This is a genomic window from Azospirillum sp. FG154 (assembly GCF_057809575.1).
This window is the reverse complement of record NZ_JBMDKF010000005.1, coordinates 109,962-136,595: the sequence shown is the minus strand read 5'-3', so window position 1 is coordinate 136,595 and position 26,634 is coordinate 109,962. Positions and strand designations below refer to the sequence as shown.

The following is a 26,634-nucleotide window of genomic DNA, read 5'->3' as shown; positions in this document are numbered from 1 at the left end:
GCCACCATCCCGGGAAAAAACCGGCGACGGTGGCCGATGTTGGGGCGCGCGGTTGGGAAACAATGCTTCGGCAAGCCTCCCGACGCCGATCCCCGCCTGATTGATGGAGACCTCCCATGCCGTGCCCGTCCCTTGCCGCCACGCCCTCCCGTCCGTCCCCGCCGCCGCGCGGCGCGATCCTCCGGGGGGGCGATCCCTACCGCATCGACGGCACGCCCTTCGACAACGCGGAAGAGGCGTGGTTCTGGTCGCTTCAGGCGGAAGACGCCAAGGCGGCGGGCGCCCGCGTGGTCGCCGGGCGCGGGCTGGTCCAGCGTCCTTGCGAACCGGCGGACGTGATGCGGGCGGTGGATCGCCTGTACCGCAGCCGCGCCCTGCTGCGCGACCATCTGCATGTGTTGGCCCATTACGGGCGGCGGCTCAGCGCCCCCGATCCCGAACGCTTCCGCGAACAGCGCGCCCATGTTCTGTGGGGCGAGGCGTTCGACCGGCTGACGCCGATCCTGCGCGACAAGGGCATCGTGCGATGAGCCGATGCCCGATGGGATCCCCCGCCGCCGCGCCGTCCATGGCGACGGCGCCCAGCCCGCCCGCCGCCTGGGTGGTGTTCCGGGGGGAAACGCCGCTGTGGTGGCTGCGTTTTCTCAAGCCGGGCTTCCGCCATTGTCTGGCCTTGCTGAACGACGGGCGCTGTTGGGTGGTGGTCGATCCGCTCGCCCCCTTCACCGACGTCGCCGTTCTGGATCTGCCGCCGGTCTTTGATTTGCCGGGCTGGTATCGCGATCAGGGGCTGGCCGTGGTCGCCGCCCCGCTGCGGCGCGGCCTGACCCGTCCGGCCCCCTGGGCGCCCTTCACCTGCGTGGAGGCGGTCAAGCGGCTGCTTGGCCTGCACGCCCCGCTGGTCCTGACGCCCTGGCAACTGCACCGCCGCCTGACCCGCGCCGCCGACGGCCTTTGAGGGAGAGTTCCAACATGCCCGATCACGCTGCGCCTCCGCCCTCACAATTCCCGCCTCTTGGCGACGCGGACTCGTCCGGCCCGCAAAGCCTGCTGGACCGCTACCGGGCGGCGCGCGAACGCCGGTCCGTCTGGGAAAGCCACTGGCAGGACTGCTACGACCACGCTTTGCCGAACGGCCAGCCCTTTCGCGGCGGCGGCACGCCGGGTGAAAAGCGGGTGGACCGCCTGTTCGACGGCACCGCCCCCGACGCGGTGGAGCAGCTCGCCGCCAGCCTGTTGTCGGAACTCACGCCGCCCTGGTCGCGCTGGTTCGGCTTTCAGCCCGGCCCAGCCTTGACCGGGGCGGAGCGCGACCGCATCGCCCCGATGCTCGACCGGGCCGCCGGGATCGTCCAGGCGCATTTCGACCGCTCCAACTTCGCGGTGGAGGTGCATCAGGCGTTCCTGGACCTCGTCACCGTCGGCACCGCCAGCCTGCTGATGGAGGAGGCCGCGCCCGGCGCGCCGTCCAGCCTGCGCTTCACCGCCGTGCCGCTGGCCGAAGCGGTGCTGGAGGAGGGGCCGGACGGTCGCCTGGACGCCACCTTCCGCCGCAGCGAGGCGACGCTCGCCCAAATCCTCCACCGCTTCCCCGCCGCCGAGCTGCCCGAGGAGCTGCGCAAACGCGGCGCCGACGAACCCGACAGCCGTTTCCCGCTGATCGAAGCGGTGTTGCCCGACGGTCTGGCCTATCGCTGGGGGGTGGTGCTGGACAGCGGTCTGGCCGATCCGTCCTGGCTGGGGCAAGGCCGCTTCGCCCAATCGCCCTTCGTCAATTTCCGCTGGCTGAAGGCGCCGGGCGAAACCTATGGCCGCTCCCCAGTGATGAAGGCGTTGCCCGACATCAAAACCGCCAACAAGGTGGTCGAGCTGGTCCTGAAAAACGCCTCCATCGCCGTCACCGGCATCTGGCAGGCCGACGATGACGGGGTGCTGAATCCGGCGACGATTCGTCTGGTGCCGGGGACCATCATTCCCAAGGCGGTGGGGTCCGCCGGTTTGACGCCCTTGGCCAATCCGGGGCGGTTCGACGTGTCGCAACTGGTGCTGGACGATCTGCGGTCGCGCATTCGTCACGCCTTGCTGGTGGATCGGCTGGGGCCGGTCGAGCAGGCGCGGATGACCGCCACCGAGGTGATGGAGCGATCCTCTGAAATGGCCCGGCTGCTGGGGGCGACCTATGGCCGGTTGCAGGCGGAAATGCTGACGCCGTTGCTGCTGCGCGCCGTCGCCATTCTGCGCCGCCGGGGCGAGATTCCCGACATCGCCGTCGATGGGCGGCTGGTGGAGTTGCAACACCGCTCGCCGTTGGCCCAGGCGCAGGCCCAGCGCGACGTGCAGGCGACGCTGCGCTGGCTCGACACCACCCGGCAGTTGGGGCCGGAGGCCGCCGCCACCGTGGACGCCGGCGCCACGGCCCGCTGGCTGGGCGAAGCCTTCGGCGTTCCGGCCAAGCTGATCCGCGCCGAGGAGCCGCCGGTTCCGTCGCCTGCGGTCGCGCCCGTCGCGCCCGCCGTCGCCCCGGTCCCGGTTGACGCGGGGGTGAGCCATGGCTGACCCGACCGGCTGGGATTGGCTGAACGGCGCGGCGCGCGCCGACGTGGCTCCAGCGACCGAGGATCCCGCGCCCGTCTTCGCCCGCTGCTTCGCCGGGCCGGACGGGCTGCGGGTGCTCGACACGCTGAAGGCCATGACCTTGGGCCGGACGCTCGGCCCCGACGCGCCCGACGCGGCGCTGCGCCATCTGGAGGGGCAACGGCATCTGGTCGCCGTGATGTTGGCCCTGACCGCTCGCGGTCAAAAGCAATGAAACCCGCTCGCGGTCAAAAGCAATGAAACCCGCTCGCGGTCAAAAGCAATGAAACCCGCTTGCGGTCAAAAGCCATGAAACCCTGTTTTCCCTCTTTTTCCACAAGGAGTCTGTGACCCATGGCCGATAATCTTCTGATCGCCCCCGTCGCCGGTTCGCCTCAACCGCCGCCGCCCGTGCCGGAGAAGTTCCGCGATCCCAAGACCGGCGCGGTGCGGGTGGACGCGTTGCTGAAATCCTATCTGGAGCTGGAACGCCGCCTGTCCGCCGCGCCGCCGCCCGATGGGACGCCGCCGGATGGGACGCCGGACGGTTCGCCCGTCGCGCCGCCGCCCTTCGATCCGGCCACGCTGGATCCGATCCAGCTTCGCCGCGCGTTGGGCGCCCCCGACGCGCCGGAGGGCTATTGCATCGCCTGCGACCACGGCCTGTTTGAACCGGATCCCGAGATCAACGGTCGGCTGTTCGAGGCGGGCTACACCCCGGGGCAGGCGCAGTTGCTCTATGATCTGGCGGCGGAGCGCATGATGCCGCTGATCCAGCATCTGGCCGCCGAGTTCCAGGCCGAACGCGAGGTGGAGCGGCTGGTCGCCCGTTTTGGCGGCGAGGAGAAATGGCGCGAGGTGTCCCGCCAGCTTCTGACCTGGGCGGGCAAGAATCTGCCGCCCGCCGCCGTCGAGGGGTTGTCCACCACCTATGAAGGCGTCATGGCCTTGCACGCCATGATGTCGGGCGGCGAACCGTCGGCCTTGGCGATGACGCCGGGCCGGGCCGCCGCCGCCGATGGCGAGGCGGAATTGCGGGCCATGATGCGCGATCCGCGCTATTGGCGGGAGCGCGACCCGGCGGTGATCGCGCGCGTGACCGATGGATTCCAGCGGCTTTATCCCAGCCGTGGGTGAGTGACGAGGCGGCGTGATGATCGCGGCATCGTCGTGGCGCTCGCGCCCGACGATGCCGCGACACGAGACACAACGCCGCATCTCTCGTTTTTGGACGTGTGCGCTTTGTGAATGTTGCGCGTGCGAAGAAAATTACGATTGCACGTTTGAAATGAAACAGCGAACCTGCGCTGCGCACAAGAAACCGTCCGGGCGAGAGACGGTCATGGGAGTGTCGCGGGAGTCATATGACGCTGCGCCGCAAGATACGCTGGTTGACCTGGCTTGGCCTGATCGGTTGCCTGATGGCGGCGATCCCGGCTTTGTATTTGCTGCGCAGTGGGCTGATCGCCGAACGCGAACGCATGACCGGCGCTTTGGTCGATTCCTCGCGCACCATGTTGAGCGATCTGGAGCGGGAAGCGGCGTCGGGCGCCATTCCCCGCGCCGAAGCGCAGGCGCGGGCGCGTCTGGCCCTGCGCGCGCTGGTCGGCGATCCCTTCCATGTCACCGTGTTCACCGATGGGGTGGTGCCGCCGGGCTGGCCGCCGATTCAACACGCGGTCATCAGCCAAGCGGCGTTCGAGCCGTGGGGCTGGGTGGTCGCGGCGGCGGGCGACGTGGACGACATCGACCGCGAATTCGCGATGGAGGCGATGACCTTCATCCTGTTCCTGCTGGGGCTGCTGGTGTTGAGCTGGCCGATCTCCATGTATCTGTCGCAAAACGTCGTCGGCCCGATCGAGGCGCTGTCAACCCGCATGCGCCAGTTGACCGAGGGGCGGACGGAGATCGACATCCCCGGTCGCCACCGCCGCGACGAGTTCGGCGCGATGGCCCGCGCCATGGAGTATTTCCGCCGCTCCGCCGGCGCCTTGATCGAGCGCGACGAGCGGCTGGCCGGCATCATGAACAACGTCAGCGAGGCGATTGTCCTGGTGGACGAGCGTGGCCGGATTGAGGAGCACAACCCGGCGGCGGTCGCCCTGTTCGGCGTGGCGGCGGAAACGCTGCCCGGTCGGGCGTTGGCCAGTCTGTTCGTGGAATCCGACCGGGGCCGGGCGCAGGCGCTGTTGGCCGGGGCCGGTGGGGCGGGCGAGCTGACGCGGGCCGAGGCGCTGGGCATCCTGCGCGCCGACGGGCGGATTGACGCGGCGATCAGCGTGTCGCCGCTGGTGGTGCAGGGCAAGCGCGGATTCGTCTGCGCGCTGACCGACATGACGCAGCGGCTGCGGCACGAGCGCGAATTGATGCGGCTGGCCACCCGCGATCGGTTGACCGGCCTGCCCAACCGGGCGATGGTCGAATCGCTGCTGGAAACGGCGGTCGAGCGCTGCCGCCGCTACAACCGCCGCTTCGCCGTGATGTGCCTGGATCTGTCGCGCTTCAAGCTCGTCACCGACACGCTGGGCCATCAGGCGGGCGACGCCCTGTTGCAGGAGGTGGCGCGGCGCGTCGCCGAGACGGTGCGCGCCGCCGATCTGGTCGGGCGCATCGGATCGGATGATTTCGCCATCATTCTGGAGGAGATCGTCGACGCCGACGAGGCGGCGGCCATCGCCGACCGCGTTCTCGCCGCGTTCGATCAGCCGGTGATCCTGGCGGGGAACGAGCATTACGTCCGCACCTCCATCGGCATCGCGCTGTTCCCCGACCATACGGAGGAACCGCATGAGTTGATCCGCGCCGCCGACACCGCGCTGTACGCCGCCAAGCGGCTGGGCGGACGGCGCCACGCCTTTTTCCGCAAGGAGTTGGCCGATCAGGCGCGCCGTCATCTGGCGCTGGACGGCGAGCTGCGCTCGGCCCTCGTCAACAAGCAGTTCCGCCTGCATTACCAGCCCAAGGTGTCGTTGATCGATTACGCGCTGGAGGGGTTCGAGGCGCTGCTGCGTTGGGACAATCCGGGGCAGGGGATGATTTCGCCCGGCGAGTTCATTCCGGTGGCCGAGGAAACCGGCTTCATCGTGCCGCTGGGCGATTGGGTGCTGGACGAGGCGTGCCGCCAGCAACGCGCGTGGCTGGATCAGGGGCTGAATCCGGTGCCGGTGGCGGTCAACATCTCGCCGCGCCATCTGCGCCACCGCACCGCCGACGATTTCCGCCGCATCGTGGACCGCCACCGCCTGCCGCCCGAATTGATCGAGCTGGAAATCACCGAAGGCGCGGTGATGCAGGACATCGACCACGCCATGAGCGTGCTGGGCGCGTTGAAGGCGATGGGAATCCGGGTGGCGGTCGATGATTTCGGCACCGGCCATTCGTCGCTGAGCTATTTGAAAAAGCTGCCGATCACCACCTTGAAGATCGACCGTTCCTTCATCAACGGCGTGCCGCAGGAACGCGAGGACGCCAGCATCGTGTCCACCATCATCGCGATGGCCGACATGCTGGGGCTGGACGTGGTGGCCGAAGGGGTGGAGAAGACGGAGCAGGCGAATTTCCTGCGCCACCACAATTGCACCCAGGTGCAAGGCTGGCTGACCGGACGCCCGGTTCCCGCCGACGTGGCCTTTGGGCTTTTGACCAAACGGCTGAAAGAACCGGCCTGAACAGAATTCGCTGAAAGGCAAGGAACGGAGGCGGCGGCCAAGGCGACCGCGCGCCGTCAACGTCCCACGCCGTCAATGATGATGGTCGCCGTCCTGATGGCCCGCCGCCGGGTCGAGGAAGCGGTGCATGTGGACGATGTAATAGCGGGTGTGGGCGTCGTCGATGGTCTGCCCGGTCGCGCCGCGCCACGCCTTGTAAGCCTCGTCATAGCTCGGGAAAATGCCGACGATGTGCAGCTTGGTCGGATCGACGAACTGGTCGGAATCCGGGCGCACGAGTTCGCCGCCGAACACGAGGTGGAGGAGTTGTTTGTCGGGCATGGGACGCGGTCCTTTGGCTGATGTTTTGAAAGGGCTGAGACGGTCGGGTCGTTGCGATGGGCCGACCTTTTGCCCCAGTCATAGCCGCCGTGCGGGCGCGCCATCAAGCCTGTTGACAGGGGTTTCGCCCTTTGTCACCACAAAGACGCTGGCTTTTCCAGGAACAGCCGTAAAAAAACTCAGGACATGCCCCAGTTGAGGGGCGGGAAAACACAGCGAGGATCGAACGATGGCAAGTGGTCATACCGCGACTCGGGAACAACGCGCGCGCGACGTCCGGGTGTGGGACCTGCCAACCCGTCTGTTTCATTGGACGCTGGCGCTTCTGGTCGCCGTCGCGGTGGTCTCGGCGAAGATGGATGTGTTGTCGGTTCATATGTTTGTTGGGGAAACAATTCTGGCGCTGGTGCTGTTTCGCTTGGTTTGGGGAATCGTCGGCAGCCAGACCGCGCGTTTCAGCGATTTCATCAAGGGGCCGCGCGCCATTTTGGCCTACGTCGCCCAAAGCAAGACGCCGGGCGCGGCGCCGGTCACGCTGGGACACAACCCGCTGGGCGGTTTGATGGTGGTGGTCCTGTTGCTGGTGTTGGGCGCGCAGGCGGGGAGCGGGCTGTTCACCAGCGACGACATTGTCGTCGATGGCCCGTTGGTTCCGCTGGCGGCAGGCGCGACGGTCGCGGCGTTGAGCACGCTGCACCGGCTGCTGTCCGACGGAATTTTGATCCTGGTCGGGCTGCATGTGGCGGCGGTGCTGGCCTATCTGCTGGTCAAGAAAGACAATCTGATCCGCCCGATGATAACCGGGCGCAAGAGCGTCGCCCATCCGGTCCGCGATCCACGCCGGTCCTCGCCGATGCTGGCGCTGGCGATTCTTCTGGCGGCGGTCGGTTTGGTGTCGCTGGTGGTGCGCGCGGCGGGCTGAGGCTTCGACGCCCCCGTCCAGCCTGGGGCGGGGGCGTCAAAGGTCGGATCATTCCGAACGGTAACGCTGGTGGCAGGCCTTGCAACTGTCGGCCATCGCGGCGAAGGCCTTGCCGGTGGCGGCCTTGTCGCCGGTCGCGGCGGCGGCGGCCAGAACCTTGGCGGCGTCTTCCAGGCCCTTGGCCTTGGCGGTGAAGTCCGGGAAATTGGCCCAGATCACTTCCTTGGCCCCGGTCTTGCCCTTGTCGGAGCCGGGCGGAAACAGGCTGGGGATCGTGGTGGCGAAGGCGCCGACGCGGGCGGCGACGGGGGCGGTCGCCGCGACCTGATCCTTGCCCAGCGCGTCCTTGATCTCGCCCATCGCCTTTTTGAGATCGCCGAATCCGGCCTGGCGAGTCTTGATCGAATCTTGAGCCAAGGCGATGGAGCTGGTCAGCAAAAGAGCGGCGGTGGCCGCAAGCGCGATGCGGGACAGCATGACGGGTCTTGAACCTCTCGGCTGGTGAACGGGGGGTGGGGCGACGATACGCACGGCCTTGCTTGGCCTGTCAAGCGGGCGGCGGATCGGCAAAGGGCTGATTCCACAAAACAAACAAACAGGTCACGCTGTAGCGCGGTCAGGATGAACCCAATCTGAACGGGCTGGCCGTGCGGCGTCGCGGCAGGCTGCGGCGCCGACGCCTCACCGCGCGCAATTGTGGCGGAGTCAACCTTGCAACGTCGGTTGAGCGGCAGTAAGGTCCGCGTCGCGCCACTGGGCGCCGCACCCGTCCCATCGCCACCACTGCCCTGAGGGGGCCTGCCGCCATGTCGATTATCGCGTCCCGCCTGTCCCGCATCAAGCCGTCGCCGACCATCGCCGTGACCAACAAAGCCCGCGAATTGAAAGCGGCCGGTCGCGACGTCATCGGCCTGGGCGCCGGGGAGCCGGACTTCGACACCCCCGACAACATCAAGGCCGCCGCGATCAAGGCCATCGAAAGCGGCGACACCAAATACACCGCCGTGGACGGCACGCCCGCGCTGAAGAAGGCGATTTGCGCCAAATTCGCGCGTGAAAACGGCCTGACCTACACGCCCGACCAGATCACGGTCGGCGTCGGCGGCAAGCAGGTGCTGTACAACGCCCTGATGGCCACGCTGAACCCCGGCGACGAGGTCATCATCCCGGCCCCCTACTGGGTCAGCTACCCCGACATGGTCGAGTTGGCGGAAGGCACCCCGGTGACGGTGTCCTGCCCGGCCGAGCAGGGCTTCAAGCTTCAGCCCGCCGATCTGGAAAAGGCGATCACGCCGAAGACCAAATGGCTGATCCTGAACTCGCCGTCGAACCCGTCGGGCGCCGCCTACACCCGCGCCGAGATGAAGGCGTTGACCGACGTGCTGGTCAAGCACCCGCATGTCTGGGTCATGACCGACGACATGTACGAGCATCTGCTGTATGACGGCCTGGAGTTCGTCACCCCGGCCCAGGTGGAGCCGTCGCTGTACGATCGCACCCTGACCGTCAACGGCGTGTCGAAGTCCTACGCGATGACCGGCTGGCGCATCGGCTACGCGGGCGGCCCGAAGGACCTCATCAAGGCCATCGGCGTCATCCAGAGCCAATCGACCTCCAACCCGACCTCCATCGCCCAGGCCGCCGCCGTCGAGGCGCTGAACGGTCCGCAGGACTTCATCAAGGAGCGCGCCGAGGTGTTCCGCCAGCGCCGCGATCTGGTGGTGTCGATGCTGAACCAGGCCAACGGCCTGACCTGCCCGAAGCCGGAAGGCGCCTTCTACGTCTACCCGTCTTGCGCTGGGACCATCGGCAAGACGACGCCGGACGGCAAGGTGATCGAGTCCGACGAGGATTTCGTCACCTATCTGCTGGAATCCGAAGGCGTCGCCGTCGTACAGGGTTCGGCCTTCGGCCTCGCCCCGCACTTCCGCATTTCCTACGCGACCAGCACGGAAGCGTTGGAGGAGGCGTGCAAGCGCATCCAACGCGCTTGCGGCAACCTGCGGAGCTGAGCGCCCGGCGGTTTCCGCCGATCTGAGATGAAAGAAGGGCCGGAGCGTTTGCTCCGGCCCTTTTTCATTGCGTCAGAGCCTGCTCACGCCGTCCGCGTCGCGCGGACGGCGTGGCTGAGAAGCTCGAACGCCGCGAAGGCCAGCATCGAGATCCCCACCATCGGGAAAAACAGGCCCGCGACCACCGCCATGCCCAGGAGAGTCTTGGGAATCTGGGCGTTCGCCGGAAGTTTCGGTGCGCCCAGCGTGCCCGCCGGGCGGCGCTTCCACCACATGACGACGCCGGACCCGGCCATCAGCACCATGGCGATGAGCGCGGCGAGCAGAACCAGTTGGTTGGCCAGACCGAAGGCTTGGCCCATGTGGATGCTGATTCCCCATTCCGCCATGCGGCCAAAGACGCCGAGATCCTTCAGCTTCATGTCGAACAGAACCTCGCCCGAATATTGGTCGAGGTGGACGACGCGCTCTTGGCGGATGTCGTCGGGATAGACCGAGGCGGTGAACACGCCGTCGGGCTTAGTCGGGATGCTGATCGCGTAGCCCGGCGCGACGCCCAGGCTCTCCACGGTCTTGACCACGTCGTCGAGCTTGGCCGGAACGCCGGTCGCCGTTTTGGACAGGGGAGTCGGCTGGTTTTCGATGATCCAGGGCGCGCGGTCCACCGTGTCCTTCAGCGGAATCGTGGAGACCGGGTATTTGTCCCAATAGCCATCGGGCATGCCCATGCCGACGGCGTAGGAAAAATTGTAGAACGCCTTGCCCCAATAGCCCGACCAAGGCAGGCCGGTCATCGCCAGGAAAACGATGAAGAGGCTGACGAAAACACCGGTGACGGCGTGCAGGTCGCGCCAGAAGACGCGCTTGGCCGGTTCCCCGCGCACGGTGACGACGCCGCCCGCCTGCCCGCGCGGCCACCACAGATAGACGCCGGACGCGGTCATCAGCACCATCCAGCCCGCCACCCCTTCGATCACCCGTTCGGCGACCCAGCCGACATATTGCAGGCTGTGCAGCTTGCGCACGACATACAGGGTCGGGGATCCGGCAAAACCGGCGTCCCACAGGCCGCCCAGCACCTGCCCGCTGTAGGGGTTGACGTAAAGCGTGTCCTTCAGGCCGTCCGCGCCGACGATTTTCACCTCCGCCGAACGGTCGGCGGCGGCGGGTGGGGCGTAGCCCTTGAGGGTTCCGGGATGCGCCTCCAGCGCCTTCGCCACCAGTTCGGACGGGGCGAGCTGGGCGACGGTCTGCGGCGCGACGATGCGCAGATTGCGGTGCAGGCCGTCGTTGATCTCGTCCTTGAACAGGTAAATGGCGCCGGTGACGGCGATCAAGACGACAAAAGGCAGGATGAGCAGCCCGGCGAAGAAGTGCCAGCGCCAGACAGCCCGGTACAGGGCGGAGCTGATCGCTCCGCTTTGCAGAGTTTGAGCCATGAAAGGTCCATTCGGTCAGCAGGAAGCCATCGCCCGATGGGATCGGGCGGCGTGTCGCGTCAGGCTGCGACCGATGGGGGGCCTTGGGAGTGGAACGGCTTGCGGTCTTTGAGGGGATGAAACGCGGCTTGCCGCTGCGGCCCCGGCGTGCGCGGGCGCTCGACGGGCAAGACCAGCGTTTGCAAATCCGGCAGCAGAGCGGCGTATTGCCCCAGCCAGTTGCAAGGGGTGTGCAGGGAGGACGGGGCGGGTTTTTCGGGTTTTTCGTCGTTCGGCGCCGGATCGCCGTTTTGCGTCACCGGCACATAGACGATCTCGCTGCCGCTGCAAATCGCGACATAGCCGACGCGGTCGGCGGCGCCGATCGACGGACCGAGCAGCCGCGCGAACAAGGCCAGGGTCAGCGCCAGAACAAGCGCCGCCCCCCATCGTTCGTTCAGTGCGCGGCAGCGTGCCAGCATCGGCTTGCGGTCGTTCAGCGGCTTCCAGAGGGGGGAATCGTTACCCGATCCGCGTTCTGCGAACAAGCGTCGCGCGGGAGCGTTCAAGCGCTCTTATGAGCCGTCGATGGTCCGGAAACCCCCTCTCCCGCCTTGCCTGCGGCGCGCGGGGGAGGGGGCGTTCCGATCAAACGGCCCTTATTTCCCGATCAGAACGTCCGACGCCTTGATGATGGCGGTGACTTTGTCGCCGACGGCCAGACCCAGATCGTCGGCGGTTTCCGTGGTGACGGTGGAGGTGATGATCGCGCCGCCGCCGACGTCGATCTTGACCTTGCTCGTGACCGGCCCCTTGTCCAGGGAAACGATGGTGCCGCCGAGTTGATTGCGCGCGCTGAGTTTCATCAATGTCATCCTTGACGCAAAAGACAAAGGTGCGCCGCGATTGTGCGGCGCACCATGATACATCCTCCCACGTCATATCCAAACGGGAATAACCGCATATTTCTTGTGGACGATCACTGCGCCGCCAGCGCCTCGCGGCGGATCTCGACGGCGCGGTCGGCGGCGCGGCCCACCGCCTCTTGCAAGCGGTCGAATTCCCAGACATAGGTGCCGACGCCCAGCGACAGGGACCGCAGTTCGACGATCAAATCCTGCATGTCGGCTTGCGGCAGGCTGGCCTTCACCTCGTCCCAGCCGGGCCAGCCGGGGCGGGCGTCAAAGCCCATCAACTGGCCGCGCCGTCCGCTGACCAGACGTTGGATCTTCGGGGTGAATTCGCTGGGCACGGCGATGGTGACGGTCAGCAGGGGTTCCAGCAACACCGGCTCGCAGGCGGGCAGCGCCTCGGCGATGGCCTGCCGCGCCGCCGTCTTGAACGCCATGTCGGAGCTGTCCACCGGGTGGAACTGCCCGCCGGTCAGCGTCACGGCGAAATCGACCACGGGAAAGCCCAAGGGGCCGCGCGCCGCCGCGTCGCGGATGCCCGCCTCGACCGAGCCGATGTATTGGCGCGGCACCGACCCGCCGACCACGGCGTCCTCGAACTGGACGCCCGACCCGCGCGGCAGGGGGCGGATGTCGATCTGGATGTCGGCGAACTGGCCATGGCCGCCGGTTTGCCGTTTGTAGCGGGCGTGGTGGCTGGTCCCCTTGCGGATGCTTTCGCGATAGGGGATTTGCGGGGCCTGCCCCTTGACCGCGACGTTGAATTTGCCGCGCAGCCGGTCCATGGCGATGCGCAGATGGATATCGCCCTGGCCCCACAGCACCAATTCGCCGCTGTCCGACGCCTGTTCCAGCACCAGGGAGGGATCCTCCTCCGTCAGCTTTTGGATGGCGGAGGAGAGCTTCACGTCGTCGTTGCGGTTTTCGGCGTGCAGCGCCAGCCCATAGACCGGGGCCGGGCGTTCCGGCCAATCCGCCGGGGCGCCCAGATTGCCCTTCCCGCCAGTGGCGTCGGTCAGCCGGTCGCCGGTCGCCGCCTTGTCCAACCGCCCCAGCGCCACCAGATCGCCCGCCGTCGCCGTGGGAATCTTGGTCTGGTCATGGCCGAACAGGCGGAAGACGCCCGACACCCGTTCGCCGCCCAGAATCATGCCGTCGGCGACCTCGCCGCGCCACACCCGCGCCAGGCTGAGCTTTCCGGCGTGCGAGCCGATTTGGGTTTTGACGATTTGCACGGCGACCGCGCCCTGGGCGGGGGCGTCCACGCGGGCGGCGGTGACGGCGACCTCCGGCCCCTCGTGCCGCAACGCCTTCAACAGCCGCCGGACGCCGTTGTCGTTCTCCGCCGACCCGAAAAAGACTGGAACGATCTGGTCGTTGGCCAGTTCCTGGGCCAGACTGTCGTAAACCGCGTCGGCGTCGGGGGCCATGTCCTCCAGCAGCTTTTCCAGCAGCGCGTCGTCGAAATCGGCGATGGATTCCAACAGAGCCTGCCGCGCCGCGCCTTCATCGGTTTTCAGCGCGTCGGGCAGGCTGACCAGATTGGACGGCTTGTGCGGGTTGAAGCGCCACGCCCGTTCGCTGACCAGATCGACCAACCCGGTGACGACGCCCTTCTCGCGCATCGGCACGGCGCGCAGCACCAGCTTGCGGGCCGACACCTCTTGATAGGCCGACACGACGGCGCGGACGCTCTGGTCGCCCAGCGTGTCGATCTTGTTGATGAACAGAATGTGCGGGATGCGGCGGTCGTCGAGGAATTTGAACAGCGGGGCCAGCAGAACCGCCTTGTCCGGCGCGGCTTCGGCCACCACCACGGCCAGATCGGCGGCCATCAGGGCGTTCTGGCTGTCGCAGGCCAGCTCGACCGAGCCGGGGCAGTCGAGGATCGACCAGCGTTCGCCCAGATACTCGAAGGAGGCGGCGTTGACCTCCGTGCTCATCTTGCGCGCTTTGGCTTCGGGGGCGCTGTCGCCGACGCTGTTGCCGTCGCGCACGCTTCCCTTGCGGGTGATGGCGCCCGCCGCGAACAGCAGGCTTTCCAGCAGCGTCGTCTTGCCGGCGAGATAGGGGCCGACCAGCGCCGCGCAGCGCGCCGTCCGAATGGTGTTGTGGGGCATTCACACCTCCCAAGGGGCCAATGGGGCTGTTTGTCAGGCCGCCGGGTCCGATGTCAGACACCAACCGCGACAGGCGGCCCGTTCGTGTGTCGAGACGATCAAAGAGACGAAACTGGGGTGGGGGTGTCGGCGGCGGGGAGCGGCGATGGCTCCGGGGGGCCGACGGCAGGCCCACGATGACCTTGATGCTCCCCCCGATTCGCCGCGCTGTCGATGGAAAAAAGGGGCGGCAAGACGTCACGTCGGGAGCGGATTGTGAACGGACGGTTGCGACGACGCGCCGCAAGATGTCGGCGGGTCCGACCGCCATCGACAGATATCGTCACAAATGCTTCATTTCGTTGATGTTGTCGAACAATCCGTCGATTGCCGCCTGAGATACCGATGTTGCTACGCTGCAATGCGGTATGACGGGGGCGAAATCAATTCGACAAAATCCTGAAACCTTCTGGTAGTACCTCTGCGGATAAGAAGCGTGTCGAATTTTCGCAAAAACGCTTCAGCAACAAATCGGACCGAGAGTCGACACTTTGTATTCCGGTCGCAAGCTTTGGGGATTATACGCATGCGCGCAGTGTTTCGTTTTCTCATGATTGGTCTTTTCGCCACGGGCCTTGCCGGGACCGCTGTGGCGCAAACCGCAAAACCAACCCAGGACGACGCCAAGGCGATCACCCTGAAGGCCGCCGATCTGATCGCCGCCAAGGGGCTGGAGCAGGCGGCGGCCGTCTTCAACGCCGACGGCGAATACAAGTTCGGCGAAATCTATGTAAACGTCATCGACTTCACCGGCACCTGGAAGGTCTATCCGCCGCGTCCGGCGGGCGTCGGCCAGACCGTCATCAACGTCAAGGATCCCGACGGGCGCTTCATCGTCCAGGACGTTCTGGCCGTGGCCAAGGACAAGGGCGAGGGCTGGGTCGAATACCGTTGGCTGAACCCGGCCACCAACAAGATCGAACCGAAGATCACCTACGTGAAGCGGGTTCCCAACCAGGAACTGGTTGCTTACGTCGGCGTCTACAAGTAACGGCGGTTGGCGCCCGCCCGGCTGGCGACGGTTGGGCGGGCGCGGGCGGTTTGGCCTGGATTGTGGGGGCCAAAATTGGCGGGGGTGGTGATGAGCGGTGGCATCTTTAAGCGCCTGACCGGGCTGTCGGTGGCGGCGCGCGTGTTCGTGGCCCCCTTGATGGGGATCGTTCTGACGGTCGGGGCCTTGCTTCTGGCCGACCGACAGGCCGATCAGGCGGTGTCGTCGGTGGACGGCATCCACAAATCGGCGGCGGAACGGCGCGGGCAGATCGACCGTCTGGTCGCCACCGCCTATGTCATTCACAGCGACGTGTCGCGCCATCTGGCTTTGTCCGGGTCGGGCATCGAAGACGCCAAGCTGCAACAGATGCGCGACGCCATCGCCAAAAACACCAAACAGGCGCGCGGCGTGATCGACGCCCTGCGGGCCATGCCGCTGACCGAGGCGGAGCGGACGATGCTGACCGACGTGTCGGCCCGCGTTGACGCCTACGCCAAGGCGGTGGACGAGATGAACCAGATGGCGGCCATCGACCGCCTGATCGGCATCCCGATGATGGCCCACACCGACGACCAGTTCAAGGCGCTGACCGACCGCATCATGGCGGTGCAGGAGGCCATCGGCCAATCCACCGCCCAGGCGATCCAGACGACGCACGACGCGGCGGACGCCGACCGCGTCCGCTTCGCGCTGGTGATGGCCGGGTTGCTGGCGGGCATGATGGTCGGTGGGCTGGTGCTGGCGCGCTCCATCACCCGACCGCTGCAACGCCTGTCGCAGACCACCACCGATCTGGCGGCGGGCAAGTTGGACAGCGTGATCGACGGCGTGTGGATGAAGAACGAAATCGGCGCCATGGCCCGCGCGTTGGAGATTTTTCAGACCAACGCGCGCGAGGTCGAACGGCTGACCGCCGACCAGGCCCGGCAAAAGGCCCAGGCCGAAGAGGAAAAGCGCCGCGCCATCCACGCGCTGGCCGATCTGTTCGAGGCGCGGGTCAGCGAGGTGGTGCAGCAGGTCGGCGCCGGCGCCCATCAGGTGCGCGGCAACGCGGCGGGGATGCTCGACCGCGCGACCAGCGCCAACCGGCAGGCCGCCACCGTCGCCGCCGCCAGCCAGCAGGCGGGCATGAGCGTGCAGACCGCCGCCGCCGCGACGGAAGAAATGTCGGCGTCCATTTCCGAAATCGGATCCCAGGTCCGCCGCTCCTTTGACATGGTGCGCGGCGCGGTGCGGGCGGTGGAGGAGACCAACGGCCATGTGCTCGGCCTGTCCGACGCCGCCAACCGGATCGGCGAAATCGTCGGCCTCATCAACGCCATCGCCGCGCAGACCAATTTGCTGGCGCTGAACGCCACCATCGAGGCGGCCCGCGCGGGCGAGGCGGGCAAGGGATTCGCCGTCGTCGCCAGCGAGGTCAAGCATCTGGCGACCCAGACCGCCAAGGCGACCGAGGACATCGGCGCCCAGATCACCACCATGCAGCAGGTGACGGGCGCGGCGGTGTCGGCGATCAAGGGCGTGGGCGACACGGTGGTCTCCATCGACGAGATTGTCGGCTCCATCGCCACCTCGATGGAACAGCAGGCCGCCGCCACCCAGGAAATCACCCGCAACGTGCAGGAAGCGGCCAGCGGCACGGCGGAGGTGTCGCAGAACATCACCGGCGTCTCGACCAGCGCCGGGGAGACCGGCGTCGCGGCGGGCGAAGTGCTGCGCGCCGCCGAGTTGCTGGACGGTCAGGCGGTCGCCCTGAACCGCGAGGTCAAGGATTTCATCGGGCGCTTGCGCCAGGGATGAAGACTGGCGCTTGCGCCAGGGGTGAGGATGGGGGAACGTGGGTTGCGGCCAAAAGGCCGCAAGCGGGCAACTTCCGGCCTAGACCGCCTTGAAAGCGGCGGCGGGCGCACAAGCTGTTGTCGGACGTGAGTTCCCCCAACAGCAAAAAGGGCAAAACCCCCATGAAGATCGACATCGGAATCTCGAAGGACGACCGCAAGGCCATCACCGAAGGGCTGAGCAAGGTTCTGGCCGACACCTTCGCGCTCTATCTGAAGACCCATTCGTTCCACTGGAACGTGACGGGGCCGATGTTCAACACCCTGCACGTCATGTTCATGACGCAATACACGGAACTGTGGACCGCGCTGGACGAGGTGGCGGAGCGCATCCGCGCGCTGGGCCACCCGGCGCCGGGCAGCTTCACCCAATTCGGCGCCCTCGCTTCAATCCAGGAAGAGGCGGGCGTCCCCAAGGCCGAAGACATGATCCGCCAACTGGTGGACGGTCACGAGACCGCCGCCCGCACCATCCGCGCCGTCTTCAAGGCGGCGGAAAAGGCCGACGATCAGCCGACGGCGGATTTGCTGACCCAGCGCCTGCAAATCCACGAAAAGACCGCCTGGATGCTGCGCAGCCTGTTGGAATAGTCGTCACAAACAAAAACGCCGCCGCCGGGGAACAGCCCTGGCGGCGGCGTTCTTTTTCGTGCCCGCTTATTCGTGGCAGCTTATTCGTGATGGGCGAGCCAACGTTCGGCTTCCAGGGCCGCCATGCAGCCCATGCCCGCCGCCGTCACCGCCTGACGATAGACCTTGTCCTTGACGTCGCCCGCCGCGAACACGCCGGGAATGTTGGTCGCCGTCGAATCCGGCGCGGTGATGACGTAGCCCGATTCGTCCATCGCCACCTTGCCCTTGAACACCGCCGTCGCCGGTTCATGGCCAATGGCGACGAAGACGCCCGCGACCGGGATCACGCGGCTGTCGCCGGTCTTCACATTCTTCACGCGCACGCCGGTGACGCCGCGCGGGTTGCCCAGGCTGCCGTCGCCCTCGCCGACGATCTCCTCCACCGCGCTGTCCCACACCACCTCGATCTTCGGGTGGCGGAACAGGCGGTCTTGCATGATCCGCTCGGCCCGGAAGCTGTCGCGGCGGTGGATGATCGTGACCTTTGAGGCGTGGTTGGTCAGATACAGCGCCTCTTCCACCGCTGAATTGCCGCCGCCGATGACCGCGATCTCCTTGCCTCGGAAGAAGAAGCCGTCGCAGGTGGCGCAGGCCGACACGCCGAAGCCGCGATAAATCTCCTCGCTGGACAGCCCCAGCCAGCGGGCTTGCGCGCCGGTGGCGATGATGACGCTGTCGGCGGTGTAGGTGTCGCCGCTGTCGCCCTTGCAGACGAAGGGGCGCTGGCTGAAATCGACGTCGGTAATCAGGTCGAACACCATCTTGGTGCCGACATGCTCCGCCTGCTTTTGCATCTGCTCCATCAGCCACGGCCCCTGGATGGGGTCGGCGAAGCCGGGATAATTCTCCACATCGGTGGTTATCATCAACTGGCCGCCCGGCTGCATGCCCTGGACCATGAGCGGCTCCAGATTGGCGCGCGCGGCGTAGATCGCCGCCGTGTAGCCCGCCGGGCCGGCGCCGATGATGAGAACCTTGCTGTGATGGGTGCTGGGCATGGGAACCGTCTCGAAAGCAGGGAAGGGGCGTCAGAAACCAAACATATGGTCGAGGCTGAAGGCGCCGTCACCGGCAAGGCAGCCATGATAGCCGAACAGGCGGCAGGTGGTGTCGCGGATCAGCACATAGGCGTGCTCGCCCGCCGCCATCCGTTCCGCTTCCGAAAACATCTCGTGATAGCGCCAGTGCAGCGACCCGCCGCAGGCGATCTCCACCTTCCGGCGGGCGATCTCGTGGCCGTCGCGCCGGACCAGGATCAACGCGGTGTCGGACTGGGCGTGCCAGGGGGTGGAGGCCGGATAGACCAGATGGCACAAGGTGTCCCACGGCGTCGCGCCCAGCCGCAGGAACAGCCGGGTGGACAGGCCGGGCGGGCGGCCATGGTAGCTTTGCGGCTCGTCGCGGTAGATCATCGCCATGTTGAACAGATGGCTGCCGAAGCTGGTCTCCGCCACATGGCCGGTCTTTACGTCTTCGTAACGAACCAGCGCGTGCAACCAGCCGTCGGCTATCGTTCCGACATCGAAATCATACAGCAATTCGACATGGCCCCAGCCGCCGGGCAAAGCGCGGTCGCCCAACAGGGCGGTGACGTCCAACGCCACGCTGTCCGACCGCTTCAGATTGCCGAAGGAACGCTGGACCAGCTCCCGCCCGTCGCGGTCATAGACCACCGCCTTGACCGGCAATTCGGTCTGCGCCGTGCTCATCGGGGTGGGCAGCAGGATGGTGCGCCAGCGGTCGGGCGGCAGGATCGGGGCGGGCAGGATGTGGCCCTTGCCGATGGCCCCGCCGGTCAGAAGCGCCAGCTTGGGATCGGGCTTCAGATCCGTGCGTTCGACGTTGGCGTGGGCGATGCGGCGGCGTCCGTTGGTCGATACGACCTCGTAACGAGGGCGGACGAAATGCTTGCCCGCCTGGATTTCAAACTGAAGCGGCCAACGCGCGTCGGGAAACAGGTCGCGGCTGTCGAGCGCCAGCGTGGCGAAGGGGGCGATCTCCTGCGCGACCGTGCGAATTTCGTCCGATCCCATCAGGTTCAGCCCGACGGTCCCCGCCGGAATCGGCGTCGGGTGGCTGTTCTGGATCCACAGCAACACCCGCTCATCGTCGCGCGGGGCGGGCAGACCGGCGTAGCGTTCGGCGGGCCAGGCGTTGGCGTCGTGGGTGCAGGACAGAACGGCGTCGTCGTCGCCGTAGGTGTCCAGCGCGTATTTCACCACGTCATGCCCGGCGGCGCCGATGACGTGCAGAAACAGGGTGCCGCAGAAATCGCCCAACCCCAGCCGGGCGCGCACCTGCTGGCTGTCGATCACCACCGTGCCGTCGGCCGGCGGCATCGGCTCCGTCCATTCGGTGATCGGGCGACCAGCTTGATCGAACAGGCAGGCCCACAGCCGGGTGCCTTTGGCCCCATAGCGCGGCCAGTAATTGGCCGACACGATGCGGGTGTGGTGGCCGCCCTCGTCGCGGAACCAGGCGAAGTTGGTCGCCCAGTTGAATTTCGACAGGTAATGCGCCGGATCGTTCAGCATGTCCTCCGGCACGCGCATCGCGTCCAGCGAAACGACGCCGACATCCTTCGGAATCAGATGGGCGATGTGGCCCTCGCAGCGCTGCGAATCGAAGGCGACGACGAAGACCGTGCGCGCGCCGCAGGTCGGCAGGTCCGTCACCGCTCGCGCCGCATGGCCGAACACCTGGGTTCCCACCAGCTCGACATTCTGCACGAACACCCCGGCGACCGGGATGGCGGAGAGGTCGTAGAACTCGGCCAGACCCGACAGCAGCCCCAGCGGGTCGTAAAAGGCGACCGGACCGAAGGACGCCAGCCGCGCCATCAGAATGGCCGCCTTGGGCGCCGCCAACGGGTGGCCCACCGCCTTGAAGAAGCTGGAGCCGCCGGTGACGTTGGAAAAAGTTTCGATCCGAAGGGGCATTGCCACACACGCGAAGGGAACAAACCGGGGCGCAGTTATAGCCCGTCGCCGGAAGGGGCAACAGAGATTTGTCCGGCGGCCCGGATTCGGCCCGCGATGGATTTTTTTTGCGAACCGCTCGCAACCCCTCTTGAAACCGAGTGAGTTTCGATATATCTAAGTTTTCGTTATATCGAAACTGCATCAAAAGAGGGTTCCATGCTTCGGCATATGTTTCACGCCTGCGGGCGTCGTTTTTCCCGTCCCGAGTCCGACGACGCGGACGATCACGGCCATGGTCACGGCCACGGTCATGGCGGCGGGCGGGGCCGCCACGGTCATGGCGGCGGTCATGGCGGCGGACGGGGCGGCTTCGGCGGTCCCGGCGGTTGGGGCGGCGGTCGCGAACGTGGCGAGCGCCGGGTGTTCGACCAGGGCGATTTGCGGTTGGTCCTGCTGTGGTTGATCGAGGAAAAGCCGCATTCCGGCTATGACCTCATCAAGGCCATCGAGGATCTGGTCGGCGGCGCCTACAGCCCCAGCCCCGGCGTCATCTACCCGACCCTGACCATGCTGGAAGAGCAGGGGCACATCCGGGTCGCCTCGACCGAGGGCAACAAGAAGCTCTATGAGGTCACGCCCGACGGCGCCGACGCGCTGAAGGCCAACGCCGTCACGGTGGCGGCGATCCGCGAACGAATCGCTCACGCCCGCGCCCGCCACGGCGGCGAACGCGCCCCGCAAATCGTCCGGGCGATTGAAAACTTCAAGCTGGCCCTGCGTTTGCGCCTGTCGCGCGGCGATCTGACGCCCGAACAGACCGACGCCGTCGCCGCCGCCATCGACGCCGCCGCGCTGGCGGTCGAGCGGTCCTAAGATTTCAAAAGAGGAGAACGCCAACCATGGCGACATCGACGACCCGCGTGGCGACCGATCAGGCGCAACGCTATCTGACTCAACTGTGCAAGCATTGGGCGCACAAATTCGCCGTGACCCATGGCGATGGCCGGGGCGAAATCCCGTTCGGCGAGGGGCGTTTCTGCCGCTTGGCCGCCGACGCCGAAGGGCTGGACATCGCCCTTGAGGCTGACGCCGACGCGTTGCCCCGGCTTCAGGAGGTGGTGATCGACCACCTCAAACGCTTCGCCTTCCGCGAGGATCTGGGCGCGCCGGTGTGGACCCTTGCGGGGTGAAAGCGCCGCGCCCCCTCCCTAACACTCCCCCGCCTTATGGCGGGAGAGGGAACTCCGCCGCGCGCCGACAAGAATCAAGGCTCCCTCTCCCGCGACAGCGGGGGAGGGTCGGGGTGGGGGCAAGCGCTCAAACGAGCGCCCGCTCAATAGCCTTTCTGCTCGACGCCGAACAGCTTCTTGGCCCAGACGCCGACGCGGTGGCGCCATTGTTCGTGCCAGATGTAGACGCTGCCCTTGACCCAGTTCATCTGAACGGCGCGGCGCTGGCCCTCGAACGGGTAATGGCCGTGCCATGAGGTGTCGCTGCGGCGGAAGCACATCAGCGTGCCTTCCTCCGGCGGAACCTCCGCCGCGTAATCCTCCAGATCCTGGGAGCGCAGGATGCGCAGCCGCCCGCCGGTGGCTTCCCACGGCGGGTTCATGTAGATCAGCACGGTGACGATCTTGCTGGCCGAGTCCGGGTGGATCTTGCCGTCGGTCGCCCGGCACATGCCGCGCGCGGTGAACATGGTCGGGTAATCCGACAGGTCGATTCCGAACTTGTCGGAAAAGGCCTTGCACACCTCCGGCCCCTTCAATTCTTCAATCAGCGCGTCGAAGGCCGGCCCCTGCGGGAACACGCCGAGCGGAACGGAGCCGGGCTTGTCCACCTTGGGGTAATCGCGGTGCAACGCCTCCAGATGCTCTTTCTTCACGAATCCCGGGACGCAGAGAAAGTCGTAGGGATCATGTTGCAGGGGGGTGGCGCGGAACTTGTCCAGATCAAGCATGGACATCGGCGGGGTCTCCAGGCGAGGCGCGGCGGGTGGGCCGACGGTCAGCGGCTATAAATCACGCAATGGGTTGATCGGGGAAGCACAGCTCTTGGCGCGCCCGCCATTCCGACGACACATAGTTGACGATGATCGACTTGCGCACGCCGTTGATCGGGCGCTTGGCGAAGCCGTGCCAGGTGTCGGTTCCGGGGATGAAGATCAGCCCCTCGTTGAAGGCGTAGGGCGCGCGGGCGACGATGGTCTTCGTCCCGTCCAGCACGTCGGTTCCCCAATCCTCGCAGCCCGGCCCTTTCGAGAGATAGACCAGCATCGTGTATTTCTTCACGCCGATGTCGGTGTGCGGCTCCAGCCAAAAGCCTTCGGTATCCTGGCAATATTCGATGCGCAGGTTGGTCCCCGACAGATCGACGGCGCAGGTCTTTTGAATGGCGTCGGTGACGGCGCGGCTTTGGAAGGCCTGGGCCACCTGCTCGCACACGTCATAGTTCGCGCGGTTTTCCGCCCCGAAATAGGTGCGTGAAGCGTTGTTCGTCTCGCGCTTGCCGTAGGTGTCGGACACCGGCGGCGGCCCCCAGGGCAGGGCGGCGATGGCGTCGGCGCTGTCTTCGGGCAGGGCGTTGGACAACAGCCAGTGCCGATAGGGCTGGGCGGCGGACGTGCTGCCGTCCAGGCAGCGCAGGAAGCTCTGGGCGACGGCGGCGGCGGGCGAGGTCATCGGTGGATCATCCGGGAAGGAATCGGTGGCGCGGGACAAAACCCGCCGCGTTTATGGCACGCGCGCGGCGGGAGGGAAGCGGAAAACTGGTCATACCAGGGCGTGCGCCGATTGGTCGCGCATCCGCTGGACGGTCCAAAGGTCATCCAGGAGGTTGGCCATGATGGTGGCGCGCCCGGTGGGCGATCAGCCGATGGCGCAGGTCGGCGGCGACCCGTTCGGTGTCGTCGAGCGGCGGATGGTCCCAATGGGCGAGCGTTCCGTCAAACCGCCGGGTGAGGCCATCCTGATACAGCCCGTCGTGAAAGGAGCGGAATTTCGGCGATCCGCCGTCCAGTTCAATCACATAGGTCGGTTTTCCGGTGGAGCAGGCCTCCGACGTCATCGACACGCTGTCGCAGGTGACGACCACGGCGTCGGCCAGCCCGAGATAGCCGAAATAGGGATTCTCGCCGGTTCCGTCCCACACCTCCGCCGCCAGGCCGGACAGGCGGGCGCGCAAGATCGCCTCATTGTCGGCCCCGGTGCGGCGCGACGGCGTCACCATCAGCCCGGCCCCGTGGTTGCGGGCGAGGTTGGCGAGTTGGTCGGCGACCTGCCCCATGATGGTCGGGGTCAGCCGGTAGACGCCGTTGTCGCCGCCGATCAGCACCGCGATTCGCGGGCTGGGCAGATGGGCCAGACGCGGGGCGAATCGGGCCGCCGCGTCGGCCAGAATGGCGGGAGTCACCCGGTGCAGGGCGCCGCGCGTCACCAGCACGTTGTCGCCGCGCAATTTGTCGTGGCGCGGCACCACCACCAGATCGAAATGGCGGGGCGCGATCTGCGGATCCTGAATCTGCACGGTGAAGGTCTTGCCGCCGGATTGCGCCCGCGCCGCCAGCGAGGCGGCGACGCTCTGCCGCCCGGTGCCGATCAACAGATCGGGCCAGGGCGCGCGGATCGGATCGCCCTTGGCGCTGGCGGCGAACCGGTTGCCGATCCGCAAATAGGGGCTGAGCTGGCGCCAGGGCGTGCGCAGGGCCACGCGCTTGACGACCGGGGTCAGCCCCAGCGCCTCGGCCAAGCCGACGCACTGGTTTTCCATGCCCGGCTTGCCGTCGGAAACCACCCAGCAGGTGAGGTGTTGCATCATGTCTCGGACTGTTGAAAAGGAGGAGGCGACCGTCGCCGCTGCGCGGGGATCGGGACAGAATTGGGGTTGCGCGCTCTTGTCAGGGTTTGGGCCTTGGCGTAGACACCATCACCGTGTAATATCCTTTCTCCAAATCACCCCCGGAGCGACCGAGTAAACCATGCGGCGGGTCAAACTCGACCGAATTGACCGTCGAATTCTGCGCGATTTGCAGAACGACGGTCGGATGACCAACGTGGAGCTTGCCCGGCGCGCCGGCATCTCCGCCCCTCCCTGCCTGCGCCGCGTTCGCGCGTTGGAAGAGGCTGGATTCATCCGTGGCTATCACGCCGACGTCAACCCCGATCAACTCGGGTTCGGCGTCACCGTGTTCGCCCAGGTGGGCTTGAGCAGTCAGGCCGAAACCGACCTAAAGAAGTTCGAGGATCTCGTCAACAGTTGGCCGCTGGTGCGTGAATGCAACATGCTGGCTGGCGAGTATGACTTTGTCCTGAAGATCGTGGCGGAGGACTGGGACGATTACCAGCGCTTCCTGACGACCAAGCTGACGGCGGCCCCCAACGTCGCCCATGTGAAGTCGGCGCTGTCGATCCGAACCTCCAAGCACACCCCCGGCGTGCCGATCGACGTCGATTCGCCCGACATCCCGGAAGGGACCGAGGAGGACGAGGACGAGTATGTCGAGGACTGACGGCCTCTGACACGTTTGTTCATCGGATGTGAGAGCGGCGGCGCGGGCCTGAAAGCCCGACGCCGCCGTTTTTGTTTTTAGCGCGCGCTCCGTCCGTGGCCTGCCCCCTCCTCCCTTCGGAGTGGATGCTTTCTTTCGCAAGGGTGCTAATGTTGCAATTGCGAGCGCCGCCATAGGGGTTGGCGCGGCGTAGCGGGGACGTTCGAGGATGATGGCATCTACTCTCCGTCAGGCGGCTGTGGCGGCGTTGAGCGTTGGGGCGGCGTTGGCCGCCGTTCCCATCGACGTCCAGGCCGCGCCCGGCGTGCACGCGGAAGAGATCGTGCGCTTTCCCTCGCAGGATGGCGATCTGACCGGCGGCGCGCCGACTCCGTTGACCGGGCGTTTGCTGCGCCCGACCGGGGCCGGACCGCACCCGTCGGTGGTGCTGCTGCACGGCTGTGGCGGCCTCTACGCCAAGAGCACGGGGCGGGTCGCGGCGCGCCATGTCTGGTGGGCGACGATGCTCCAGCAGCAGGGCTATGAGGTTCTGATGGTGGACAGCTTCGGCCCGCGCGGCGTCACCGACGTCTGTTCCGGGCCGCTGAAGGATCGTCCGGTTCGCGCCGGGGTGGAGCGCAAGCGCGACGCCTGGGCGGCGCTGGCCTATCTGCGCAGCCGGTCTGAGGTGGACCGCGACCGTATCGCCCTGATGGGGTGGTCGCAGGGCGCCGGGACCGTTCTGTCGGCCTATGGCGCGGGAGAGGATGGCCCGGCGGGCAAGGAGGGCGGCGGATTCCGCGCCGCCATCGCCTTTTATCCCGGCTGCAAAACGCCGCTGAAGAACGAGGATTGGCAGCCCGACGGCCCGTTGTTGCTGTTGGTCGGGGAAAAGGACGATTGGACGCCCGCCCAACCCTGCGTCGATCTGGCCCAGCGCGACGGGGTGAAGGAGCGGACGGAGTTGGTCGTCTACCCCAACGCCTATCACGGCTTTGATTCACCGGACGCGCCGGTGCGCAAGCGCAAGAATCTGGCGACCGCCCCCGGCGGCGCCGCCCATGTCGGCACCAACGAGGACGCGCGTCAGGATTCGATCACGCGGGTGACGAATTTTCTGCAAGAACGGGTGAAGGGCGGGCGGGGATAGGGCTGTCGCTGTTGCCCCCTCCCTAACCCTCCCCCGCTTCGCAGGGGAGGGGACTGTGGCGCTTTGCAATGGTCCTGCCCCCTCTCCCGCGTGAGCGGGGGAGGGATGGGGAGGGGGGCAAGCGTGACAGGAGCTTAGCGGAACTCGACCGACACGATTTCATACAGCTTGGAACCGCCCGGCGTGGACACTTCCACATTGTCGCCGACCGACTTGTTGATGAGCGCGCGGGCCAGCGGGGCCTGGATCGACAGCAGACGCAACTTGATGTCGCTCTCGTCCTGGCCGACGATCTGGTAGGTCGTCTCTTCGTCGGTGTCCTGATCGGCCAGGGTCACGGTGGCCCCGAACTTCACGGTGTCGCCCGTCAGCTTGGCGGGGTTGATGACCTCCGCCCGGCTGATCTTGTCCTCAAGCTCCAGAACGCGGCCTTCGATGAAGCTCTGGCGTTCGCGCGCGGCGTGATACTCGGCGTTTTCCGACAAGTCCCCATGTTCGCGCGCTTCGGCAATGGCCTTGATGACCGCCGGACGCTCGGAAACTTTAAGATGCTTCAATTCCTCCTGGAGGCGGTTGAAGCCCGCCGCTGTCATCGGAACTTTTTCCATGTGTTCGGTCCATCACCGC

Annotated in this window: 28 protein-coding genes; 16 read left to right on the top strand and 12 right to left on the bottom strand. The window is 66.6% G+C overall.

Annotation, left to right across the window (positions count from 1 at the left end; all coding sequences use genetic code 11):
* The first annotated feature begins 116 nt into the window (after positions 1 to 116).
* From ACODS4_RS07885 to ACODS4_RS07860, 6 genes are all read left to right on the top strand, one after another.
* Positions 117 to 530, top strand: coding sequence for a hypothetical protein (locus ACODS4_RS07885; RefSeq protein ID WP_488862400.1), 414 nt, complete (start codon positions 117 to 119; stop codon positions 528 to 530).
* The gene (locus ACODS4_RS07880) at positions 527 to 958 is read left to right on the top strand and encodes a hypothetical protein (protein WP_488862398.1); all 432 of its coding nucleotides are present in this window, start codon (positions 527 to 529) and stop codon (positions 956 to 958) included. The genes ACODS4_RS07885 and ACODS4_RS07880 overlap by 4 nt, the downstream gene beginning before the upstream one ends.
* Positions 959 to 972: 14 nt before the next feature.
* Entirely contained in the window at positions 973 to 2,556 is a 1,584-nt protein-coding gene (locus tag ACODS4_RS07875; protein ID WP_488862396.1) for a portal protein, read from the top strand.
* Positions 2,549 to 2,809 (top strand): Bbp19 family protein, encoded by a 261-nt coding sequence (locus ACODS4_RS07870; protein WP_488862394.1) that lies wholly within the window; start codon positions 2,549 to 2,551, stop codon positions 2,807 to 2,809. Before ACODS4_RS07875 ends, ACODS4_RS07870 begins: the two co-directional genes overlap by 8 nt.
* A gap of 119 nt (positions 2,810 to 2,928) precedes the next feature.
* Positions 2,929 to 3,711 (top strand): capsid assembly protein, encoded by a 783-nt coding sequence (locus ACODS4_RS07865; protein ID WP_488862392.1) that lies wholly within the window; start codon positions 2,929 to 2,931, stop codon positions 3,709 to 3,711.
* A 227-nt stretch (positions 3,712 to 3,938) separates the two neighbouring features.
* A complete protein-coding gene (locus ACODS4_RS07860) occupies positions 3,939 to 6,242 on the top strand; it encodes a putative bifunctional diguanylate cyclase/phosphodiesterase (RefSeq protein WP_488862390.1) in 2,304 nt (767 codons plus the stop codon).
* Between the two features lie 72 nt (positions 6,243 to 6,314).
* Here the strand turns inward: ACODS4_RS07860 and ACODS4_RS07855 are convergent, their stop codons facing one another.
* Positions 6,315 to 6,563, bottom strand: coding sequence for a DUF4170 domain-containing protein (locus ACODS4_RS07855; RefSeq protein ID WP_119831974.1), 249 nt, complete (start codon positions 6,561 to 6,563; stop codon positions 6,315 to 6,317).
* Between the two features lie 229 nt (positions 6,564 to 6,792).
* On the opposite strand from ACODS4_RS07855, the gene ACODS4_RS07850 reads away from it, so the two are divergent.
* On the top strand, positions 6,793 to 7,485 hold the full coding sequence (locus tag ACODS4_RS07850; RefSeq protein WP_488862387.1) for a cytochrome b/b6 domain-containing protein: 693 nt from the start codon (positions 6,793 to 6,795) through the stop codon (positions 7,483 to 7,485).
* Positions 7,486 to 7,533: 48 nt separating this feature from the next.
* On the opposite strand, the gene ACODS4_RS07845 is transcribed toward ACODS4_RS07850, so the two are convergent.
* A complete protein-coding gene (locus ACODS4_RS07845; protein ID WP_488862385.1) occupies positions 7,534 to 7,962 on the bottom strand; it encodes a c-type cytochrome in 429 nt (142 codons plus the stop codon).
* A 329-nt stretch (positions 7,963 to 8,291) separates the two neighbouring features.
* Between ACODS4_RS07845 and ACODS4_RS07840 the strand changes: the two genes are divergently transcribed.
* Positions 8,292 to 9,497 (top strand): aspartate transaminase, encoded by a 1,206-nt coding sequence (locus ACODS4_RS07840; protein WP_488862383.1) that lies wholly within the window; start codon positions 8,292 to 8,294, stop codon positions 9,495 to 9,497.
* An 83-nt stretch (positions 9,498 to 9,580) separates the two neighbouring features.
* Here the strand turns inward: ACODS4_RS07840 and ACODS4_RS07835 are convergent, their stop codons facing one another.
* The 4 genes from ACODS4_RS07835 to ACODS4_RS07820 all read right to left on the bottom strand — a co-directional run bounded on the left by ACODS4_RS07835 (position 9,581) and on the right by ACODS4_RS07820 (position 13,946).
* Complete coding sequence (locus ACODS4_RS07835) at positions 9,581 to 10,936, bottom strand: PepSY-associated TM helix domain-containing protein (RefSeq protein WP_488862381.1); 1,356 nt, start codon at positions 10,934 to 10,936, stop codon at positions 9,581 to 9,583.
* A 59-nt stretch (positions 10,937 to 10,995) separates the two neighbouring features.
* Entirely contained in the window at positions 10,996 to 11,397 is a 402-nt protein-coding gene (locus ACODS4_RS07830) for a hypothetical protein (RefSeq protein WP_488862379.1), read from the bottom strand.
* Positions 11,398 to 11,574: 177 nt separating this feature from the next.
* Complete coding sequence (locus ACODS4_RS07825; protein ID WP_488862378.1) at positions 11,575 to 11,781, bottom strand: TOBE domain-containing protein; 207 nt, start codon at positions 11,779 to 11,781, stop codon at positions 11,575 to 11,577.
* 113 nt (positions 11,782 to 11,894) lie between these two features.
* Positions 11,895 to 13,946 carry an elongation factor G gene (locus ACODS4_RS07820; RefSeq protein ID WP_488862376.1) on the bottom strand — a complete coding sequence of 684 codons (2,052 nt, stop codon included), beginning with the start codon at positions 13,944 to 13,946 and terminating at the stop codon, positions 11,895 to 11,897.
* Between the two features lie 176 nt (positions 13,947 to 14,122).
* On the opposite strand from ACODS4_RS07820, the gene ACODS4_RS07815 reads away from it, so the two are divergent.
* The 4 genes from ACODS4_RS07815 (at position 14,123) to ACODS4_RS07800 (ending at position 17,408) form a co-directional block, all read left to right on the top strand.
* A complete protein-coding gene (locus ACODS4_RS07815; RefSeq protein WP_488862374.1) occupies positions 14,123 to 14,323 on the top strand; it encodes a hypothetical protein in 201 nt (66 codons plus the stop codon).
* Between the two features lie 188 nt (positions 14,324 to 14,511).
* Positions 14,512 to 14,976: a cache domain-containing protein gene (locus ACODS4_RS07810; RefSeq protein ID WP_488862372.1), complete on the top strand. Its 465-nt coding sequence runs from the start codon at positions 14,512 to 14,514 to the stop codon at positions 14,974 to 14,976.
* Positions 14,977 to 15,066: 90 nt separating this feature from the next.
* A complete protein-coding gene (locus tag ACODS4_RS07805) occupies positions 15,067 to 16,779 on the top strand; it encodes a methyl-accepting chemotaxis protein (protein ID WP_488862370.1) in 1,713 nt (570 codons plus the stop codon).
* A 161-nt stretch (positions 16,780 to 16,940) separates the two neighbouring features.
* Positions 16,941 to 17,408, top strand: coding sequence for a Dps family protein (locus ACODS4_RS07800; protein WP_488862368.1), 468 nt, complete (start codon positions 16,941 to 16,943; stop codon positions 17,406 to 17,408).
* Positions 17,409 to 17,488: 80 nt separating this feature from the next.
* Here ACODS4_RS07800 and trxB read toward each other — a convergent pair whose 3' ends face one another.
* Together trxB and ACODS4_RS07790 are read right to left on the bottom strand one after the other, a co-directional pair.
* On the bottom strand, positions 17,489 to 18,448 hold the full coding sequence (gene trxB / locus ACODS4_RS07795) for a thioredoxin-disulfide reductase (RefSeq protein WP_488862366.1): 960 nt from the start codon (positions 18,446 to 18,448) through the stop codon (positions 17,489 to 17,491).
* Between the two features lie 30 nt (positions 18,449 to 18,478).
* The gene (locus ACODS4_RS07790) at positions 18,479 to 20,389 is read right to left on the bottom strand and encodes a hypothetical protein (RefSeq protein ID WP_488862364.1); all 1,911 of its coding nucleotides are present in this window, start codon (positions 20,387 to 20,389) and stop codon (positions 18,479 to 18,481) included.
* Between the two features lie 198 nt (positions 20,390 to 20,587).
* Here ACODS4_RS07790 and ACODS4_RS07785 point away from each other — a divergent pair, with 198 nt between their 5' ends.
* Both ACODS4_RS07785 and ACODS4_RS07780 read left to right on the top strand, forming a co-directional pair.
* On the top strand, positions 20,588 to 21,244 hold the full coding sequence (locus tag ACODS4_RS07785; RefSeq protein WP_488862362.1) for a PadR family transcriptional regulator: 657 nt from the start codon (positions 20,588 to 20,590) through the stop codon (positions 21,242 to 21,244).
* A gap of 26 nt (positions 21,245 to 21,270) precedes the next feature.
* Positions 21,271 to 21,561 (top strand): DUF2218 domain-containing protein, encoded by a 291-nt coding sequence (locus ACODS4_RS07780; protein WP_488862360.1) that lies wholly within the window; start codon positions 21,271 to 21,273, stop codon positions 21,559 to 21,561.
* 143 nt (positions 21,562 to 21,704) lie between these two features.
* On the opposite strand, the gene ACODS4_RS07775 is transcribed toward ACODS4_RS07780, so the two are convergent.
* From ACODS4_RS07775 to ACODS4_RS07765, 3 genes are all read right to left on the bottom strand, one after another.
* Positions 21,705 to 22,337 carry a 2OG-Fe(II) oxygenase gene (locus ACODS4_RS07775; RefSeq protein ID WP_488862358.1) on the bottom strand — a complete coding sequence of 211 codons (633 nt, stop codon included), beginning with the start codon at positions 22,335 to 22,337 and terminating at the stop codon, positions 21,705 to 21,707.
* A 55-nt stretch (positions 22,338 to 22,392) separates the two neighbouring features.
* Positions 22,393 to 23,052, bottom strand: coding sequence for a 2OG-Fe(II) oxygenase (locus tag ACODS4_RS07770; protein ID WP_488862356.1), 660 nt, complete (start codon positions 23,050 to 23,052; stop codon positions 22,393 to 22,395).
* A 142-nt stretch (positions 23,053 to 23,194) separates the two neighbouring features.
* Complete coding sequence (locus ACODS4_RS07765) at positions 23,195 to 24,187, bottom strand: mitochondrial fission ELM1 family protein (protein ID WP_488862354.1); 993 nt, start codon at positions 24,185 to 24,187, stop codon at positions 23,195 to 23,197.
* Between the two features lie 160 nt (positions 24,188 to 24,347).
* On the opposite strand from ACODS4_RS07765, the gene ACODS4_RS07760 reads away from it, so the two are divergent.
* Entirely contained in the window at positions 24,348 to 24,878 is a 531-nt protein-coding gene (locus ACODS4_RS07760) for an Lrp/AsnC family transcriptional regulator (protein WP_488862352.1), read from the top strand.
* A 208-nt stretch (positions 24,879 to 25,086) separates the two neighbouring features.
* Positions 25,087 to 26,007: a dienelactone hydrolase family protein gene (locus tag ACODS4_RS07755; RefSeq protein ID WP_488862350.1), complete on the top strand. Its 921-nt coding sequence runs from the start codon at positions 25,087 to 25,089 to the stop codon at positions 26,005 to 26,007.
* Positions 26,008 to 26,141: 134 nt separating this feature from the next.
* Here the strand turns inward: ACODS4_RS07755 and greA are convergent, their stop codons facing one another.
* On the bottom strand, positions 26,142 to 26,615 hold the full coding sequence (gene greA, locus ACODS4_RS07750) for a transcription elongation factor GreA (RefSeq protein ID WP_119831993.1): 474 nt from the start codon (positions 26,613 to 26,615) through the stop codon (positions 26,142 to 26,144).
* Positions 26,616 to 26,634: the final 19 nt, after the last annotated feature.